At 62.6% G+C, this 17880-nt stretch carries 15 protein-coding genes and 1 riboswitch; of the genes, 7 read left to right on the forward strand and 8 right to left on the reverse strand.

What is annotated here, in order from left to right:
* Window positions 1-18: 18 nt before the first annotated feature.
* Both ET524_RS09080 and ET524_RS09085 read left to right on the forward strand, forming a co-directional pair.
* A complete protein-coding gene (locus ET524_RS09080; RefSeq protein ID WP_129425159.1) occupies window positions 19-1602 on the forward strand; it encodes a DEAD/DEAH box helicase in 1584 nt (527 codons plus the stop codon).
* Window positions 1603-1689: 87 nt separating this feature from the next.
* Window positions 1690-2022, forward strand: coding sequence for a NifB/NifX family molybdenum-iron cluster-binding protein (locus tag ET524_RS09085; RefSeq protein WP_129425162.1), 333 nt, complete (start codon window positions 1690-1692; stop codon window positions 2020-2022).
* Window positions 2023-2185: 163 nt separating this feature from the next.
* Here the strand turns inward: ET524_RS09085 and rplT are convergent, their stop codons facing one another.
* From rplT to infC, 3 genes are read right to left on the reverse strand one after another with little or no spacing between them, the layout of a single operon-like run.
* Window positions 2186-2539 (reverse strand): 50S ribosomal protein L20, encoded by a 354-nt coding sequence (rplT, locus tag ET524_RS09090; protein WP_129425164.1) that lies wholly within the window; start codon window positions 2537-2539, stop codon window positions 2186-2188.
* 23 nt (window positions 2540-2562) lie between these two features.
* Entirely contained in the window at window positions 2563-2760 is a 198-nt protein-coding gene (gene rpmI, locus ET524_RS09095; RefSeq protein ID WP_129425166.1) for a 50S ribosomal protein L35, read from the reverse strand.
* Window positions 2753-3373, reverse strand: coding sequence for a translation initiation factor IF-3 (infC, locus tag ET524_RS09100; RefSeq protein ID WP_449134367.1), 621 nt, complete (start codon window positions 3371-3373; stop codon window positions 2753-2755). The genes rpmI and infC overlap by 8 nt, the downstream gene beginning before the upstream one ends.
* A 926-nt stretch (window positions 3374-4299) precedes the next feature.
* Window positions 4300-4478, forward strand: a riboswitch (FMN riboswitch).
* A 150-nt stretch (window positions 4479-4628) separates the two neighbouring features.
* On the opposite strand from infC, the gene ET524_RS09105 reads away from it, so the two are divergent.
* The 4 genes from ET524_RS09105 to ET524_RS09120 all read left to right on the forward strand — a co-directional run bounded on the left by ET524_RS09105 (window position 4629) and on the right by ET524_RS09120 (window position 9082).
* Complete coding sequence (locus ET524_RS09105; protein ID WP_129425170.1) at window positions 4629-5216, forward strand: ECF transporter S component; 588 nt, start codon at window positions 4629-4631, stop codon at window positions 5214-5216.
* 62 nt (window positions 5217-5278) lie between these two features.
* Complete coding sequence (locus tag ET524_RS09110; protein WP_129425172.1) at window positions 5279-7558, forward strand: energy-coupling factor transporter ATPase; 2280 nt, start codon at window positions 5279-5281, stop codon at window positions 7556-7558.
* A gap of 2 nt (window positions 7559-7560) precedes the next feature.
* The gene (locus tag ET524_RS09115) at window positions 7561-8361 is read left to right on the forward strand and encodes an energy-coupling factor transporter transmembrane component T family protein (RefSeq protein WP_129425174.1); all 801 of its coding nucleotides are present in this window, start codon (window positions 7561-7563) and stop codon (window positions 8359-8361) included.
* Between the two features lie 310 nt (window positions 8362-8671).
* Window positions 8672-9082: a pyridoxamine 5'-phosphate oxidase family protein gene (locus ET524_RS09120; protein ID WP_129425176.1), complete on the forward strand. Its 411-nt coding sequence runs from the start codon at window positions 8672-8674 to the stop codon at window positions 9080-9082.
* Window positions 9083-9146: 64 nt separating this feature from the next.
* On the opposite strand, the gene ET524_RS09125 is transcribed toward ET524_RS09120, so the two are convergent.
* The 4 genes from ET524_RS09125 to alr all read right to left on the reverse strand — a co-directional run bounded on the left by ET524_RS09125 (window position 9147) and on the right by alr (window position 15488).
* Window positions 9147-9467 (reverse strand): DUF1292 domain-containing protein, encoded by a 321-nt coding sequence (locus ET524_RS09125; protein WP_129425178.1) that lies wholly within the window; start codon window positions 9465-9467, stop codon window positions 9147-9149.
* A gap of 486 nt (window positions 9468-9953) precedes the next feature.
* Entirely contained in the window at window positions 9954-12593 is a 2640-nt protein-coding gene (gene secD / locus ET524_RS09130; RefSeq protein WP_129425180.1) for a protein translocase subunit SecD, read from the reverse strand.
* A 240-nt stretch (window positions 12594-12833) separates the two neighbouring features.
* On the reverse strand, window positions 12834-13532 hold the full coding sequence (locus ET524_RS09135) for a recombinase family protein (protein WP_129425182.1): 699 nt from the start codon (window positions 13530-13532) through the stop codon (window positions 12834-12836).
* Between the two features lie 486 nt (window positions 13533-14018).
* Window positions 14019-15488, reverse strand: coding sequence for an alanine racemase (gene alr, locus ET524_RS09140; RefSeq protein ID WP_129425184.1), 1470 nt, complete (start codon window positions 15486-15488; stop codon window positions 14019-14021).
* 585 nt (window positions 15489-16073) lie between these two features.
* Between alr and ET524_RS09145 the strand changes: the two genes are divergently transcribed.
* Complete coding sequence (locus tag ET524_RS09145) at window positions 16074-16769, forward strand: zinc ribbon domain-containing protein (protein WP_161566667.1); 696 nt, start codon at window positions 16074-16076, stop codon at window positions 16767-16769.
* A gap of 480 nt (window positions 16770-17249) precedes the next feature.
* Here ET524_RS09145 and ET524_RS09150 read toward each other — a convergent pair whose 3' ends face one another.
* Complete coding sequence (locus ET524_RS09150; RefSeq protein WP_129425188.1) at window positions 17250-17747, reverse strand: MogA/MoaB family molybdenum cofactor biosynthesis protein; 498 nt, start codon at window positions 17745-17747, stop codon at window positions 17250-17252.
* Window positions 17748-17880: the final 133 nt, after the last annotated feature.

Below are 17880 nucleotides of genomic sequence, written 5' to 3' on the forward strand. Positions count from 1 at the left end.
GAAAGGAACGAACCATATATGTCGCATTTCGACGAACTTGGCCTGTCCGGCCAGGCGCTGCAAGCTGTGGCCGAGCTGGGATACGCCAACCCTACGCCCGTGCAGCAGCAGGCTATCCCCTACGTGCTTGAGGGGCGCGACCTTATTGCCGCCGCGAAAACGGGCACGGGCAAAACGGCCGCGTTCTCGCTGCCGTCCATGGACAAGCTGGGGCACGCGAAGGGCAACAAGGGGCCGCTGATGCTGGTGGTCACGCCCACGCGCGAGCTTGCCGAGCAGATCGGCGAGGTGTGCGGCACCATCGCGCACCACACGCATCACCGCATCCTCACCGTGGTGGGCGGCGTGTCGTACAACCCGCAGATTCAGGCGCTGGGACGCGGCGTGGACATCCTTATTGCCACGCCGGGGCGCCTGGTTGACCTGATGGAGCAGGGCGCCGCGCACCTGTCCAACGTTGAGGTGTTGGTGCTTGACGAGGCCGACCGCATGCTTGACATGGGCTTTTGGCCCGCCATGAAGAAGATCATCGGCGCTACGCCCTCAAGCCGCCAAACGCTTTTGTTCTCGGCCACCATCGACCACACCATCATGAAAACGGCCGGCAAGCTGCTGCGCAACCCCGCCATGGTGGAGATCGCGCACAAGGGAGAGACGGCCGACACCGTTGAGCAGTACGTCATGCACGTACAGCAAGCGGTGAAGCCCGCGCTGCTGAAGGGGCTGCTGAAAGAACGCGGGCATCGCCGCGTCATCGTGTTCTGCCGCACGCGCAGCCGCGCTGACGCCACGTGCCGCCGCCTGAAGAAGGTGGGCTACCACGTGGAGGCCATCCACTCCAGCCGCAGCCAGAACCAGCGTCGCCGCGCACTCGAGAACTTCGCCAACGGCCAAACCGACGTGCTGGTTGCCACCGACGTGCTGGCGCGCGGCATCGACGTGGAAGAGGTGGAGTACGTGGTGAACTACGACCTGCCCACCGTGCCCGAAGACTACGTGCACCGCATCGGGCGCACGGGCCGCGCGGGAGCCACGGGTTTCGCCGTGTCGTTCGTCAGCCCCGAAACCGCCGACGCGCTGCGCGACATCCAGAAGCTGGTGAAGCGCGAGATTCCCGAACTTGAACTTGAGGATTTCGACATGCACGAGGCCGAGATGGAGGCTGCCGCGAAGGCGCAGCAGGCCGAGGCACGTCGCGACCCCGAGATTCAGCAGGCGAAGAAGGAAGAGGCCGCGCGCAAGCGCAAGAAGGCGCGCGCCCGCGAGGCGGCGGCCGCGGTGGAGGATGCGCGCAGCAACCGCAAGAGCGCGCATAACAACCACAGCGGCAAGAAACACGCCGACAAGCCCGCCAGCGGCACGGCGAAAGCCAGCAAGAAGCACGCGAACGCGCAGAACGCGCCTGCAGCAAAGCCCGCGAAGGCGAAGCGCCCCGCGAAGGGCGGCGCTGGCGAAGCGGCGCGCAAGGGCGGCGCGAGCAAGAACGCAGCCGGCAAGGCCAAGAGCGCGCCGAAGCGCGCGGCGGCCGCGCCTGCCGGCGATTTCCGCCCCGGACGCGCACATCGCGCCGCCGTAGCCAGCCAGCGCAGCAGGCGCCGCTAGCAGTTGGTATCGCGCCGATAAGGGATATGGCACAAGCGCGGTGCCAAACAACCGCTAAAGTATTGCTGTCTTAGGAGGGAGGACAGCATGCGCATAGCGGTAGCTAGCCAAGGGCTTGATGTTGCCTCGAAGGTTTTGCGCTGCGCCAGCTACATGTGCTATCGCGTGGATCGCGGCATGATCGTTGATTGTCAGAACATGCCGAACCTGTCGCTTCCGCCCGCCCAGCTTGCAACGCTTATGAAAGACCTCGGCGTCACGGTTATGCTTGCGCAAACCGTCGAGCCGAGCGCGCGAGCAGCGCTTGAGCAAGCGGGAATCGAGGTGGAGGCAGGTTCCACGGGAACAGCATCCGGAGCGGCACGCACGTACTTAGCGCACACGCTGGCCGGCCGCGACGAGGAGTTGGAGGCCTCGTAAAAGGGCAACGCGGCACGCCAAGCAAAGCGGCAACACATGAGAAAGCGCCACCAAGGCGCTTTTTTCATGCCCGCATTCGCAGGCGCGCAAAGCTGCTCCCCGAACGCAAAAAGACCCCGCCCGGTTTCCCGGACGGGGTCGTGAGTTTCGCAAGCGTTAAAGCTTACAGGGCCTTCTTGGCAACCTCGACGATGGCGGTGAAAGCCGCGGGATCGTTGATGGCCATGTCGGACAGCACCTTGCGGTCGAGCTCGATGCCAGCCTTCTTCAGACCATTCATGAAGGAGGAGTAGCTCATGCCGTTCAGACGAGCACCGGCGTTGATGCGGGTGATCCACAGACGACGGATCGCGCGCTTCTTGTTGCGACGGTCACGGTACTGGTACTGCAGCGAGTGCTGCACCTGCTCTTTGGCAGCGGTGTAGGAACGGGACTTCGCGCCGTAGTAACCCTTTGCACGGTTGAGGACGGTGCGACGCTTCTTCTTGGCGTTAACTGCACGCTTAATACGAGCCATTGATTATCACTGCTCCTTATTGACTAGCGACGGCCGAGGTTGCGGGCCACGACACGACGGTCAGCGGCAGCCAGCTCGGTCTCGTGACGGAAATTACGCTTACGCTTCTGAGACTTCTTCGTCAGAATGTGGCTCTTGTAAGCCTTAGCGCGCATGATCTTGCCGGAACCGGTAACGCGGAAGCGCTTAGCCGTACCGCGATGGGTCTTCATCTTAGGCATTGCCTTGGTCCTTTCCTTCGTCTTTCTTATCGTTTGCTTTCTTTTTCTTCGCCGCCATGCTTGCGGGAAGCGGGGCGATGAGCATGTGCATGTTGCGGCCTTCCATCTTCGGCTGGCTTTCGATGACCGCAATGTCTTTGAGGTCGTCGGCCAGGCGCTCCAGAATGGTCAGGCCCTGTTCCGGGTGCGCCATTTCGCGGCCGCGGAACATGATGGTGATCTTGACCTTGTTGCCCGCGGAGAGGAAGCGAAGCACGTGCTTCTTCTTCGTGGTGTAGTCCCCGATGTCGATTTTCGGGCGGAACTTCATTTCCTTGGTCTCGATCTTGCTTTGGTTCTTGCGAGCCTGCTTCGCCTTGATGGCTTGATCGTACTTGAACTTGCCGTAATCCATGATGCGGCACACGGGCGGTTCCGCATTCGGGGCGATTTCCACAAGGTCAAGCCCCTGGTCGTCAGCAACGCGCTGCGCCTGGGCAACCGGGTAGATACCCAATTGCGTACCGTCGAACCCGATCAGGCGGCACTCGCGCACCGTGATCTGTTCGTTGAGCCTAGGCTCCTGAGCAGCTATCGCACTCACCTTCCTTCCTTGCATGCGATTGCATGGCATAAAAAAACCCACAGCTTAAAAGCGTGCGGGCAGTATGAACTATCCGAGTTCGGTATTCATAGAACCCATCAGCAGCTTAAAAGCGCCGAACTAGGTGGGAGGCACATGCCCCCGCTTGTTAACAGCCCGTTCATTATAGCGCGAACCGCCCAACGCGCAAGAGTGAATTTTTCCTTGCGCGCCAGCGTCCACAAGGCGGACACATGCCGGCACCCATCCGCCATCGAGTGCTGAGGGGGTCCTGACTGCAGCGCAATGTTTCGGCGCTAGACGCGTTTTCGGTTGATTTCTTTCCGTTTTAGACACATTTTTGGCATCTTACTTTCCGAGTTAGACACAAACCCCAGGTCATAAGCGTGGCGAGAGGAGCGCGTTTTAGACGCGTGGCACGTTTTGGGACTTTCCGAGCCTTCGTACATTTCGCGGCGATTTTTTGGCACGATTTCGAACTTTCCGAATGTTGCCACATTGCGAATTCGCCGCAGAGGGCCACGTGGGGCACGATTTCGAACTTTCCGAATCTAGCGAAGTTGCAAGAGATTCGGAAAGTTCCGTTTCGTGCCAAAACGGAACGCTTTAGCAACCGAAGGCTCGGAAAGTTCGAAATCGTGCCGCAACCGGGCGAGAAACGGCGAGCGGCGAGCCATCGATAGCCGGCAAGGCGGAAGAGAGGCAAGTAGGGGCGGCAACTAGCCGGGCGGGAGATAGCGGGCGGCAAGCTGCTAGCGACCGGCAAGGCGAGCGGCAGCCAGAGGCACACCGCGGACGACCAACAACCGAAAAGCAACGGACAACGTAGCGACCCTAGCGGTTAGCCAGCCAAGCGGGCGAACGGCATTTCCTATGGTTCGCGGGAATTCATTTGCGAAATCTGCCGATTGGACGGTTGCGCTTGTTTGTGGGGCGTACTACACTAGCGCCAATGAATTCTGTTTCAGGGCGAGGCGCAAATCCTCACTGGCGGTAACCAGAAGCGCCTGTTTGCGGCATGCAAGCGGCGGGCTGGAAGTCCGCGACCCTGTGCGTTGCAGGCAGCTGTACACGCAAGGCTGACCCGGTGCGAATCCGGGACCAACGGTGACAGTCCGGATGGAAGAGGCAGAGTTCGCGATGCGCATCGCGCGGCCGGCGGCCGCGGCGATTTCACGTTGAGCGAATACAAGCCCGTATGGAAGGAATTCATACGGGCTTGTTCTTTTCCGCGAAGCAAAGGGCATCCCCGCCAGGACGCGCTTCGCAGAAAAGAGGCTTCACCATGTCGCAGGTAACCACCGCCGGAGCAATCAAGAACACGAACCGCTGGTCAACTCGCCAGCTGGTTACCATGGCGCTGATGTGCGCCATCGCCGCGCTGTTCTCGTTCGTGCAAATTCCCATCCTGCCCGCCGCGCCGTTTCTGACGTACGACCCCTCGCTCATGCCCGCCATGGTGTGCGGCTTCGCGTTCGGGCCGGGCGCCGGCTTTGCCGTGGGCGCCGTGGCCGCCGTCATCCACGGCCTGATCTTGGGCGAATGGGTGGGCAGCCTGATGAACATCTGCGCCACGCTGTTCTTCGTGGTGCCCGCCGCCGCCATCTACGCGCGCAAGCACACGTTCGCCGGCGCAATCGCGGGCCTGCTGGTGGGCTGCGTCATTGCCACCGCGGGCGCCGTGCTGACGAACCTGACCATCGGCGTGTGGTTCTGGTACGGCAGCGCCGACGCCATCATGCCGCTGATGCTTCCCGCCGTGGTGCCGTTCAACCTTATTAAGACCGTGCTGAACTCCGCGCTGACACTAGTGGTGTACAAGGCCATCTCCAACTTGATCACCCCGAAGAAAGACCAGGTGAAGGGCCGCTAAGGCTTTGCGTGCCCGCCGCGCCCTACTTCCCGCAGCACGAAAGGATTCGGTGACCTGCCGAAATGATTGATATCGACAACGTTCGCTTCACGTATGATGGCGTGCATTTCGCGCTTGACGGCGTGAGCGCGCACGTGGAAACCGGCGAGTTTTTGTGCATCCTGGGCGGCAACGGATCGGGCAAGTCGACGCTAGCGAAGCACCTGAACGCGCTGCTGGTGCCCGACGAAGGGCGTGTGATGGTAGACGGCATGGATACCGCCGACGCCGAGTGCACGTATGCGGTGCGCAAAACGTGCGGCATGGTGTTTCAAAACCCCGACGATCAGCTGGTGGCGTCGCTGGTGGAAGACGACGTGGCCTTCGGCCCCGAAAACCTGGGTATCCCCACGCCTGAGCTGCGCGAACGCGTGACGCAGGCGCTTGAGGACGTGGGGCTTTCCGGCTTTGAGCGCCACGAGACGCACGCGCTGTCCGGCGGACAGAAGCAGCGCGTGGCCATTGCCGGCGTGCTGGCCATGAATCCGTCGGTGCTGGTGCTTGACGAGGCGTCGGCTATGCTGGACCCGCGCGGGCGCGCGGGCCTGATGCGCGTATGCCACGAGCTGCATGAGCGCGGCATGACCATCGTCATGATCACGCACTTCATGGAAGAGGCGGCGCAGGCCGACCGCGTCATCGTGATGGAGCGCGGGCACGTGGCGCTTGAGGGCACGCCCGACGAAGTGCTTTTGCAGGCCGATGCGCTTGATCATTTGAACCTGGACGTGCCGTTCGCGGCGCGGCTTTCGCTTGACGCGCGCCGCGCGGGCGTGAACGTGGCACCGACGGTGAATGCCGACGAGCTGGCTCAGCGCGTGCTGGCGCTAGCGGGCGCGGGCGCACAGGTCACTGCTGCGGCGAATGGCGCTTCCGCCCCCGCAGCCCAGCCGGTTGCTGCGGCGGAAGACCCGCAAGAAGGTGCCGGGAGTTCGCAAGCGGAAGGCGCAAGCGGCAACGGCAGCAACGCCTTGCCCACCCAAGAAGCTGCGACGCGAACGCCTGCGAGCTTTTCCGCTTCCGCAGGCATAGACGCCACGGGCTCGCAGACGGGCAGCGAAAACGACAACGGCGACCTCTTCCCCACTTGCAGCGATGTGGCCGGCAAGCTGGTATCTGCTGCTGCGTCGGGCGACGCCGGGGCCGTCAGCGCTGGCACCGGCACGCCGCTCATCGAGTTTTGCGACGTGTCGTTCACGTACGATGCCGCCGAGGCCAAGCGCCAGCGCAAGCGCGGCGGGCAGCAAGCGAAGCGCCAGGCGAAATGGGGCAACGCACCCGACAGCCTGTGGGCCATCCGCAACGTGTCTTTCGCCGTGCATCAGGGCGAGTTTTTGGGCATCGCCGGGCACACGGGCAGCGGCAAGTCCACCATCATCCAGCACATGAACGGCATCCTGAAGCCCACGTCGGGACAGGTGCTGGTTATGGGCGCCGACATTTCCGACAAGCGCTGCGAGGCCAGCCTGCGCGGCAGCATCGGCGTGGTGTTCCAGTATCCCGAGCACCAGCTGTTCGCCGAGACCGTGTACAAGGACGTGGCGTTCGGGCCGCGCAACCTGGGGCTGAAGGACAACGAGGTGGATGCGCGCGTGCGCGAGTCGCTTGAGCGCGTGGGGCTGGCGTTTGACGAGGTGGCCGAGAAGAGTCCGTTCGAGCTGTCGGGCGGCCAGCAGCGCCGCGTGGCGTTCGCGGGCGTTTTGGCCATGAACCCGCGCGTGCTGGTGCTTGACGAGCCGGCCGCGGGGCTGGACCCGGCAAGCCGCACGTCGTTTCTGGGCATGATTTCGCGCCTGCACCAGCAGGGGCTGACCGTGGTGATGGTGTCGCACAGCATGGACGACCTGGCGCGCATGTGCGACCGCGTGGCCATTATGAACGAGGGCCAGCTGCTGGGCATCGGGGCGCCTGACCAGCTGTTTTTGCGCGCGGCCGAGCTGAAGCGCGTGGGGTTGGGCACCACCGAGGCGCAGGCGTTCGCAAGCGCGCTGGCCGCGGGCGGCATGGCCGTTGAGGCCGGCAAGCTGTACAACGAGCAGGATTTGGTGGACCTGCTGGCGCGCGCGTGCAGCAGCGAAGAGGCAGGAGCGAATGGCTGTGCGGGCGTAGCGGCGGGCAGCGCCACGGACGATGCGGCATCCGTGGCGGCGGGCGGCGCTACGGGCACCGCGAGCGCTGCACCCGAGGCCTCTTCGCCGGCCGCTTCGGGCAATCCCGCTGCAAACAAAAGTACCTCGGCAGCTTCCGACAACGCCGAGCTTGCAGCAGCCGACGCGGGTTCTTGCGAAAGCACAGGTGAGTAGCTATGAACGCGGGATTTTCCTTCGGTAGCTACATCCCGGGGCAAAGCTGTGTGCATCGACTTGACCCGCGCACGAAGCTGGTGCTGGGATGCGTGTTCATCGTGGTGCTGCTGTGTTCGCAATCGGTGATGACGCTGGCCATTTGCGCGGCGTTCGTGGCCGCGGCGTACGGGCTGGCGCAGATTCCGCCGAGCAAGGCCGTGGCGTCCGTGGCGCCGCTTATGGCCATTGTGGTGATTGTGGCGCTGCTGAACCTGTTCGTTACGCAGGGTGGTGAAGTGCTTGTTGAACTGGGATTTCTTCGCATCAGCGAAGCGGGTGTGTACACGTGCTTGTTCATGGGCGCGCGCCTGACCATCATGATGCTGGGCATGAGCCTTATCACGCTTACCACCATGACCATCGATCTGACCGAGGCGTTCGAGCGCCTGCTTTCGCCGTTTGCGCGCTTCGGTCTGCCGGCGCACGAGCTGGGCATGATCATGGGCATCGCGCTGCGGTTCATGCCGCAGTTCGCCAACGAACTGGTGACGGTGTACCACGCGCAGGTCAGTCGCGGCGCGAAGCTGTCGAACAGCCCTGTCAAAGGCGTGCGCATGCTGTCGTCGCTGATGGTGCCGCTGTTCACCAGCGTGTTTCGCCACGCGGAAACGCTGTCGGCGGCCATGGACGCGCGTTGCTATCACGGCGGCGAGGGGCGCACGCACCTGCATCCGCTGCACTTCGCCCCGCGCGACGGCGTAGCAGCAGCGGCCGTAGCGCTGCTGGCCTGCTGCGTGGCGGCGGTGAACGTGTTGTTGTAAGGGCGCAAGAGCGTCCAATTGCCCTCTCTCAGCGAAAGAGCGCGTTACGAATGTCGCTGAGTTGTTGCAGGTTTCCGGAGTTATGCGAAGGAATCGACTTACAACTCCCCACGAATTCTTCGAAAAGCCCTGGAAACGAGCAGCAAAACCTGTATTTAAGGCGCCAACGTTGCAGGTTTTCGGGGCTATGCGGAAGCGTTGCTTCGCACAACCCAGAAAACCTGCAACAAAGCCCCTGCTTTTACAACGCGCCAGGAAGGAACCGAGCGCCGCAAGGTGCTTCGCATCAAACACGAGCAAAGGAGAAACGATGACCGGGAACGAGACCATTCTGCAGTATCTGACGAGCGTGCCCGCGTGGTACCTGGCCACCAGTGAGGGCGACCAGCCGCATGTGCGCCCGTTCAGCTTCGCCGCCGAGCAGGACGGCAAGATTTGGTTCGTCACCGCCACCACCAAAGACGTGTGGCGCGAGCTTGAAGCCAACCAGAAGTTCGAGGCCACGGCATGGTGGCCGGGCCACGGCTGGCTGATTCTGCGCGGCAAGGCCGGCCTTGAGGACAAGGCGAACGCCGACATGCGCTACGCAGGCTACGCGCACCTGTGCAGCCTGGGCGAAAGCTACGACGGCCCGGACGATCCCACACTGGTGTTCTTCAGCGTCGAGGAACCCGAAGCCTGGATCTGCAACCACGAGGAATGGAAGCCGCTCGAGCTGTAGCGGGTGGAGAAAGGCGGCCGTGCTCTCTAGAGAGCACGGCCGCCTTTCGCATATGCCCGAACGCTTATTCGAAGTCGTAGAGATCTTTGGCTGCTTCGCGGAAGTCTTCATAGACTTCGCGGGCAATGGCCTCGTCTTCTACCAGTTCAAACGCGGCGGGCTGGCCGTCTTCGTCAAGCTCCGTGACCTCAAGCGGGATAATCTCACCCGACGAGCAGGCGGGCGTGTCCTCCGTCACCGGGAAGAAAAAGCCGTATCGACGACCCTCGTGCAGAATAAGACCCAGAAACTCAAGCTCTACCAGCTCGCCTTTCTCGTCCTGGAACGTCAGCGTGATGCCCTCTTCCGTAGGCGGGCAAAAATTCGGGGCGCTTCCTTGACGCATAACAACTCCTTCTTATCGGCCGCAAGGTGCACCCTGGGCCAAATCAAACCTCAACACATGGCGCAATACGCGCAGTAGCAGCGTATCACATCACCTATACGCATGTTGTTTACATGCCCGATAGCGACCGGTAATCCTCGGAACTAAAAATATCTATGAGAAAGCACCCTCAGCGTTCCGGCGACAAGCAGCAACGCATGGTTGCACATTCCGGCTTCCGGCAATGTAAACTGAATCAAAAATCGCTCATGTATGTGATTTAATGGCGACAGTCCGACAGCCTTTAATTATTCGCATCGCAGTGACCTGGGCAAATGCTCTTGCTATCATGTCATCAACTTGCTGCTACTGAGTTAAATCACATACATGAGCGCTTTTTCAACTTGCAGACTTGCTGAATGAGAAACATTCGTAGCGCAAACGTAGAAAAAGAGCCTCAATCGGCTCGATTGAGGCTCTTTTTGGTAATGGCGGGTTGCTTAAACGCTAGCCTTGCACTTTCTTGTGCTTCTTTTTGTTCTTGGAACCGCCGTGATTGGCCGGCTTGGTTGCGGGCGTTTGCGCGGAAGCGGTAGCGGGCTGCTGGGCAGCTGCGTTTGCGCTCGTGTTCGCGCTTGCGGCCTGCGTATCAACAGCGGCACCTGCGGTAACACCGGCGGCCGGCGCGCTTGCGCCTGCGGTTGCCGTGGCAGCAGCGGCTTGCGGCAGGCGGTTCAGGAACCAGCGCTGGATTTCCGTACCGTATTTCTTCTGCAGCTTCGCGAACTTCGGCTCGCGCGTCTTCCACATCACGTAGATGGGCGTGGCGATGGCGTACGACGAGTAGCAACCGCACACCAGGCCCACCGTCATGGCCAGCGCGAAGTCGCGCAGTGTCTCGCCGCCGAAGATGAGCATGGCCACAACCGGGATTAGCGAGGTGATGGACGTGTTAAGCGAGCGCACGAGCACCTCGTTGACGGAGTGGTTTGCCATGGTGGCGAACGTGCACTTCGGCGCCTCGGCCTTCATGTTCTCGTTGATGCGGTGGAACACCACCACGGTGTCGTACAGCGAGTAACCCAGGATAGTCAGCAGCGCGGCGATGGTATTCGGCGTGACCTCGCGGCCCACCAGCACGTACACGCCCAGCACGATGACCAGGTCGTGCAGCAGAGCGATAACAGCCGACACGCCCATCTTCGGATCGCGGAAGCGGAACGAGATGTAGGCGATGATCAACAGCAGCGACACGAAGAACGCGATGCAGGAGCTTTGGATGACACTGGTGCCCCAGTCGGGACCGATGGTGGTCACCTCGAAGCTTTCGCTATCCCAGCCAAACTGGTCGGCAACCTGGTTGGCAGCCGTGGCAGCGCTTTCCGCCGACGTGTCGGTGGTGCGCACCAGGAAGCCGGCCTGGCCGTCGGAGTTCGTGGTCTGCACCACGGCGTCGGGCTCGCCCGCAGCGTCAAACGCGGAGCGCACCTGCTCGGTGGTGACATCGTTGCCGCCCTGGTGGAACGTCACGGACGTGCCGCCGACGAACTCGATGCCGAAGTTCACGCCGCGGATGCCCACAAGCGCAACCACAACCACGATGGCGCACGCGGCCACGGTCAGGAAGATCTTGCGGTAACCCAGCAGGTTGATATCAAGCTTGATGAAGCGGCCCTTCACGTCCTTGCGCGACGCGGCGGGCTTCTCACCCTGGAAGTACGGCGCGGCCTGCTCGCAGTCCTTCACGCCCCAGAAGCCGGGGTGGCGCGCGATGGACTTCGGCGCCAGAAGGCGGATGATGGGGGCCTTGAACAGCAGCATCATGACGATGTCGCACACGATGCCCAGCGCCAGCGTCAGGCCGAATCCCTTGACGGAGGCCGATGCCAGGAAGAACAGCGTGAGGGCGGAAACCAGCGTGACCAGATCGGCATCGATGGACGTGAGGATGCCGTGGCGCACGCCGGTGATGGACGCGGCGCGCACGCTGCGGCCCATGCGGATTTCCTCGCGGAAGCGCTCAAGCGTAAGGATTGACGAGTCGGCGGCCATGCCGATGGTCAGCACGACGCCGGCGATGCCGGCCATGGACAGGCTGAACAGGCCGAAGTGGGAAAGCAGCGCCAGAATGCCCAGGTACAGCACGGCGAACACGGCCATAGCGGCCGCAGTGAGGATGCCGAGGCCCTGGTAGAACACCAGCAGGTACAGCATAACCAGCGCCAGGCCGATGGCGGCAACCAGCACGCCGGACGTCAACGCGTCCTGGCCGAGCGTGGGGCCAACTACCTGGGACTGCGCGTACTCGAAGCTGACGGGCAGCGAGCCGGACTCGAGCACCGTCTCCATGGCGGACGCCTCGTCCTTGTCGTAGCCGCCGGTAATGGACACCTGGCCGCCGGTGATTTCGGACTGCACGGCCGGTGCGGACTGCACTTCGCCGTCCAGGATGATGACGATCTTGCCCTTCGAGCTGGCCAGCTCCTTCGTGGCGTCGGCGAACGCCTTCGTGCCCTCGGAATCAAGCGTGACGTTGACGGAGTAGTCGGTGCCCGTTTCGGACGCGCGGCCGATGTCGACCTTCGTGATGTTGTTGCCCGTGATGAGCGGCGTGTACGTGCCCTCGTCGACCTTCAGGTGCTCGACGGTGCCCGACGGCAGCGTGTTGCCGAAGTCGTCAGTGATGGTGCCGTTCGTGCCGTACTGGCCGTTCTCGATCTTGGTCTTCACGTCGGAATCGGTGAACGAATCCAGGCGTGCGAACTCAAGCTTGCCGGTTTTGCCGATGGTGGACAGCGCCGTTTCGGTGTCGGACAGGCCGGGGATTTGCACGAGGATTTGATCGGTGCCCTGCAGCTGCACAACGGCCTCGGACGCGCCGAGGGCGTTCACGCGCTGCTCGATGATAGCGCGGGATTTCTCCATGTCGTCGGTGGAAACCGTGCCGCCGTCCGTGCTTTTCGCCGACAGCACCACCGACAGCCCGCCCTGGATGTCCAGGCCCTGGTTGATCTTTTCCTGCGGCGGGGTGAACATGAAGATGGACCCGATCACCAAGATGGTGGTTGCCACCAGAAGCCAAACGTTGCGGCGGTTGACGTTGCCGCCCTTCTTCTTTTTGGCTTTGGCGTTTTGCAGTTGCGCCATGCGTACTTCTCCTAGCCTTGCGAACCTGCAGACGACGGCACCGTGCCGCCGATCTTTGCGATAGCGCAGCCGCCGCAAGCGCGACGACGCGAAGCTATCGCGATTTGCACATTAACTCTCCTATTGTCCCACACCCGGGAATAATGTGGAAGGAAATTAGGTAACAGATTGCAAATGTTACATATGGTTGACTGCTTTGCGAATTGCCGCTTCAACGCACACCCTTCCGAATCACCGCGCTCATTTTGCGTCCTCGGCAAGCCAGGTGGCGAGGGTTTTAGGGCTGACGTGCAGCTGGCGGGCTGCTTCGGCACGCGTGATCGTGCCGGCGAGGCAGCTTTGCCGCAGGCGAGCATACGCGCACGGACGGGGCTTCTTCGGGCGGCCGAAGCGCACGCCGCGGGCACGCGCCGCCGCGATGCCCTCGCTTTGCCGCTGCTTGATGTTCTCGCGTTCCACCTGCGCCACGTAGCTGAGCAGCTGCAACACGATGTCGGCGATAAGCGCGCTGGTCACGTCGCCTTCGCGCTGGCGCGTGTCGAGCAACGGCATGTCGAGCACCACCACGGCCGCGCCGCGCACCTTCACGATGCGACGCCATTCTTCCTGGATTTCCTCGTAGTTGCGGCCGAAGCGGTCGATGGACTTCACTATCAGCACATCGCCGGGCGCCAGCGAGCCGGTGAGTTGGCGCCACGCGGGGCGTTCGAAGTCTTTGCCGCTGGCCTTGTCGGCGAAGATGCGCTCGGACGGCACGCCGAATTGCCGCAGCGCATCAAGCTGACGCGCCAGGTTTTGGTCGCGCGCGCTGACGCGCGCATAGCCGTATAGCGTGCCGGCTGGCGCGGCGCCGCCGAGAGATTGCGAGGCCGAATAGGTACCGTCGGAAGCAGGCTTCGTCTGATTTGCAAGCTGGTTCGATTTTGCTGCGTTCGCCATGTTTGCGCCTTTCCTCGAAACGAAAATGGCGGCTTTCGGTGCGCAAAAGCCGCGTTCGGGGAAAGCGTAAAGAGGAGTTTCACGCTCAACGTGCAATTTGTGCACGCTTTTCGCTTCTGAACAGCAAAATCCGAGGCGCAGGAGGAAGAGCAAACAAAAAGGGCCGGGTTGCAGCCTGGCCCTAAACTAACCATCAGCGCCGCCCGCCACCTCTAACGCCTTACCCAGGATTAAGAGACGGGCCTTGCCGATGTTTGCATTCTCCCTTGCGCGGCTTACGACGCGCAAGGTCGCACGCGTAACGAATTGATTACGCCGTCCAGCTCGGCATTCGCAAACGGCACGCCGTCAACGCACGGCCCGTTTCGCCAGCTCCAACAACAAAGCGGGGAAGGAGGCGCGCCCCTTCCCCGCTTCTCTTGCAAACCGCCATTGAACTCGACAGATTCGCTCTGCAACATCTCACCGACGCTTTCGGCGCCTCGCCTACACGTAGTAGCGCGGCATGCGATGGGCGAAGGCGATGCACAGCTCGTGCGGGATGGTGCCGAGCGTGTCGCACATCTCCTCGATGGTGACCATGGCGTCGCCCTGCTGGCCGACGATGAGCACCTCGTCGCCCACCTGCGGGTCGATGCGGCGGCGGCGCGCGTAGCTGCGCAGGTCAACCTCGAACATGCACTGGTCCATGCAGATGTTGCCCACCTGGCGGCAGCGCACGCCGTCCACCAGGAAGTCGGTGCGGCCGGACAGCCCGCGACGCAAGCCGTCGCCGTAGCCCACCGGCACGGTGCAGATTTTCACGCTGCCGGGGCTGCGGTAGTTCAGCCCGTAGCTGACGCCTTCGCTCATGGGCACCAGACGCGTATCGGTGATGCGCGCGTGCACGCTCATGGCCGGCTTCAGCTCGATAAGCGGCGTGGTTTCGGGGCACGGCTGATAGCCGTACAGGCCGATGCCCAGGCGCACCATGTCGAAGCGCACGTCGGGGTAGCGGATGGCTGCCGCAGAATTCGCGCAGTGCACGATACCGGGGTTGATGCCGGCGGCGCGCAGGGCCTCGATGGCCTCAATGTAGCGCTTCGCCTGGATCTGGAAGTCAAGCGTTTCGGGGCAGTCGGCCGTGGCGAAGTGCGTGAATACGCCTTCGAGCTCAAGCGCGCGGTGGAAGCCCACCTGGTGCATGAACGTGACAACCTCGTCCCAACGCACGCCGATGCGGTTCATGCCCGTGTTCACGGCAAGATGGAACGGCGCGCGCAGGCCCATGGAGTCGGCGGCCTCGGCGTATTTGATGGCGAACTCCGACGAGTAGACCGCCGGCATGATCTTGTACGCAAGCAACAGCGGGATAGCGCTTGCCGGCGGCTCGGCCAGCATAAGGATTGGCGCGTTGACCAGACCTTCGCGCAGCTGAATGCCCTCGTCGACCGTGGCAACGCCCAGGTAGTCGGCGCCGGAGTTCAGCGCCGTCTTCGCCACGCGCACCGCGCCGTGGCCGTACGCGTCGGCCTTCACGACCGCCATCATGTGGCGGCCCGAGCCGATCATCTTCTTCACGGCCGAGGCGTTGTGGCGGATGGCGTTCAAGTCGATTTCCAGCCACGCCCAGCGGCGGTCCTTCTCGGGGATGGTTGCCAGCTTTTCGGGGTCGAACTCCACGTGGCCCTCCGCGGCGTCAACGGCGGCGGCGTAGGCGGCAGCGGCTTCCTCGTGGTCACGGTTGTATTGGAACGCGCCGCGCACCTCGTTGGCCGCGTCGGCAGCTGCCTCACGATCGGTCAGGTAGCTGTTCGCGCCGCGGCGAGGCGCGGGCTGGACGGGCGCGGGACGACCGGCATGGGCGGCGCGCTGCGCCTCGCGCTCGCGAATGGCGTCCGCGGCGCTTTCCGTGCCCGGCTGCTTGCGGAACGCGAAGCCGGTGAATCCGTTGGGGAGCTCTGTGTTGTCTGCCATGTTCTATACCCTCTTGAACCTTTTCGATATCCCCCGAAGCGCGATGCAGAAAAAGCCGATCAAGCCGCACAGGGCGTTTGAACAGGGCTGCTACCTGCGATTATGGAACGCGTTGGCCGGCTTGTGGCCGCGGCGTGCCGCGCGCTTGGGCGATTTCCCATTTGAGCGCACACCAGTATAGCACTGGCAAGCCGCCGCACCCGGGCCGCAAACGATTGGCACAAAAGCGCTAACGCACGCAAACGGGCCGTCCAAGGTTCGGCCAAGCACTGGGCAAGCCGGCTGCAACGGCGCCCGACGGCAATTGAGACCTGCAGCAAATTTTGCAGTCAGAAGCGCAGGAGGGCGCCCGGACGACCCGTCCGCACCTCCCCAGCTTCAGCAACCCCGCCTTCGCCGCAAAGTGCAAGCGAAAAGTCGAAGCAACAGTGCACGCGGGCGGACCGTCGAACCTAACAGCGACCTTGCGTTTGCAAGCGAAGGCCGCGGAATTCGCCCATTGGTGTTATGGTGGAACCCAACAATTGCGCGCAGGCTGTCGAGCATTTTGCGCGCCGGCTGAGGTCACACGGAACGGAGAACGCCATGCACTGCCCCAACTGCGGAAACGACAACATTGCCGAAGCGAAATTCTGCACGAACTGCGGCACGCCGCTTGCTGCCGCAGCGAGCGCGGCGGGCGCGGCGCAAGCCGATGGCGCGCCAACGGCGCCGGCAGCCTACCAACAGGAAGGCAACGCGGCGAGCGTGGACGCGGACACCCCTAGCCCGGCAGCAGGAGCAGCGCCGCAAGCCGATTATCAGCAGCAACAGCCCTACGCTGCGCCAAAATACGCATCGCCGGGGTTTGCCGCTGCCAGCCAGTCCGCTGCCGAGCAAAACGCTGGCGCATATGGGACGTCCACGCCGGGGTGCGGTTCGCCCAACGGCGCGGCGCCTGGTCAACCGACTTCGCCATACGCAGGCGCAGCGCAACAACCGGGATATTCGTACGGGGCACCTGCGCAGCCCGGCAGCTATGCGCCCGCCAGCGCGCCGGTGTACGTTGTTGACGACTCCGACAAGACGCTGCGCATGGTTGCCTTCGTGTTCTGCCTGATCAGCACCCTTATTTCCGCCCTTGCAATCCTGCCGCTCATTTGGATGATTCCCATGACCGTGCACTGTTGGGGTATCTACAAAGGCACGAAGCCTAACACCGTGCTGTTCGGCGTGTGCACGCTTATCTTCTGCAGCCTGGTCAGCGGCATCCTGCTGCTGATTTCCAACAAGGACCAGTAAGCGGAAAGAGGATACCTTCTCGACGCGTTCAGCTTCTCGAAAAGATAGCCACTCTTTGCCATTTTCCCGAAAAGCTGAACGCGCGCGATGATGCCATCGGCGTTTTTGCACGATTTTGTTTCCCCCGCTCATGAGCGCGTAGAGGTAATATAGCGTTCATTACACAGATAGCTTCGTTTATTCCATCACAGGTGGTGTATCGAGGAGCAGACGAGCGATTGATTTTCAACTTCTCGGATTTTTGCCCAACAATGGACGATTTCGCGCGATTCTGAATGCGAATCAACGGCACAAATACCACGAAGGGGGCGCCGCGCATGTGCGACGCCCCTTCGAACTTGCTTACTTACTGACCACGCGACACCTTGCAAACGCGCGCGGCGCCTTGTGAGCACATGCGGCGAATCTCGAGCACACATGCCCAACGCTTGCACCACCGCACGCCTCAAACCACCATCGATAATCAGCAGGTAGCACGGCTTAGTGGCCGCCGCCGGCCATCATCTTGACAGCGTGCGGCAGGGCTGCCACGATGCCGTCCCAGTTCTCGCGCGCGGCTTTCTCGCTGCCCGGCAGGTTCACCACCAGGTGCGTTCCGCGCTGCATGCACAGCGCGCGCGACAGCATGGCGAACGGCGTGATGGCCAGGCTGTGGGCGCGCATGGCCTCGGCGATGCCAGGCACGTTGCGGTCGCACACGGCCTGCGTGGCCTCGGGCGTGACGTCGCGCAGCGAAAGGCCGCTGCCGCCGCACGTCAGCACGATGTCGGCGTCGATTTCGTCGCACGCTTCCACGATGGCAGCGCTGATCTGCGACACCTCGTCCTTCACCACCACGTGGCTTTTGCACTCCCAGCCGTTGTTGGCGATAAGCTGCTCAAGCGCCGCGCCGGCCGTGTCCTGCTTCATGCCGCGCGTGTCCGAGCACGTGATAATGGCGAACGTCAGCGGCGCTGCCTCATGATTGTGTTCGTGCATGTGCTTCTCCTTTTGATAATGGGGAAAGACCAGCCAACCAGGCAAGGCAGACACGGAAGAAGTCGAACGTCAACCACGTTCGTGCCGCCAGCTTGTTCAGCTGGCCTCAAGATGCAAATCCGCCGCTTGGCAA

The sequence above is a fragment of the Senegalimassilia faecalis genome, assembly GCF_004135645.1.
Taxonomy (GTDB): Bacteria; Actinomycetota; Coriobacteriia; order Coriobacteriales; family Eggerthellaceae; genus Senegalimassilia; species Senegalimassilia faecalis.

Excerpts from the sequence above, each read along its gene's own strand:
- ET524_RS09080 (WP_129425159.1), top strand. The coding sequence starts at position 19 with ATGTCGCATTTCGACGAACTTGGCCTGTCCGGCCAGGCGCTGCAAGCT.
- ET524_RS09085 (WP_129425162.1), top strand. The coding sequence starts at position 1,690 with ATGCGCATAGCGGTAGCTAGCCAAGGGCTTGATGTTGCCTCGAAGGTT.
- rplT (WP_129425164.1), bottom strand. The coding sequence starts at position 2,539 with ATGGCTCGTATTAAGCGTGCAGTTAACGCCAAGAAGAAGCGTCGCACC.
- rpmI (WP_129425166.1), bottom strand. The coding sequence starts at position 2,760 with ATGCCTAAGATGAAGACCCATCGCGGTACGGCTAAGCGCTTCCGCGTT.
- infC (WP_449134367.1), bottom strand. The coding sequence starts at position 3,373 with ATGCCATGCAATCGCATGCAAGGAAGGAAGGTGAGTGCGATAGCTGCT.
- ET524_RS09105 (WP_129425170.1), top strand. The coding sequence starts at position 4,629 with ATGTCGCAGGTAACCACCGCCGGAGCAATCAAGAACACGAACCGCTGG.
- ET524_RS09110 (WP_129425172.1), top strand. The coding sequence starts at position 5,279 with ATGATTGATATCGACAACGTTCGCTTCACGTATGATGGCGTGCATTTC.
- ET524_RS09115 (WP_129425174.1), top strand. The coding sequence starts at position 7,561 with ATGAACGCGGGATTTTCCTTCGGTAGCTACATCCCGGGGCAAAGCTGT.
- ET524_RS09120 (WP_129425176.1), top strand. The coding sequence starts at position 8,672 with ATGACCGGGAACGAGACCATTCTGCAGTATCTGACGAGCGTGCCCGCG.
- ET524_RS09125 (WP_129425178.1), bottom strand. The coding sequence starts at position 9,467 with ATGCGTCAAGGAAGCGCCCCGAATTTTTGCCCGCCTACGGAAGAGGGC.
- secD (WP_129425180.1), bottom strand. The coding sequence starts at position 12,593 with ATGGCGCAACTGCAAAACGCCAAAGCCAAAAAGAAGAAGGGCGGCAAC.
- ET524_RS09135 (WP_129425182.1), bottom strand. The coding sequence starts at position 13,532 with ATGGCGAACGCAGCAAAATCGAACCAGCTTGCAAATCAGACGAAGCCT.
- alr (WP_129425184.1), bottom strand. The coding sequence starts at position 15,488 with ATGGCAGACAACACAGAGCTCCCCAACGGATTCACCGGCTTCGCGTTC.
- ET524_RS09145 (WP_161566667.1), top strand. The coding sequence starts at position 16,074 with ATGCACTGCCCCAACTGCGGAAACGACAACATTGCCGAAGCGAAATTC.
- ET524_RS09150 (WP_129425188.1), bottom strand. The coding sequence starts at position 17,747 with ATGCACGAACACAATCATGAGGCAGCGCCGCTGACGTTCGCCATTATC.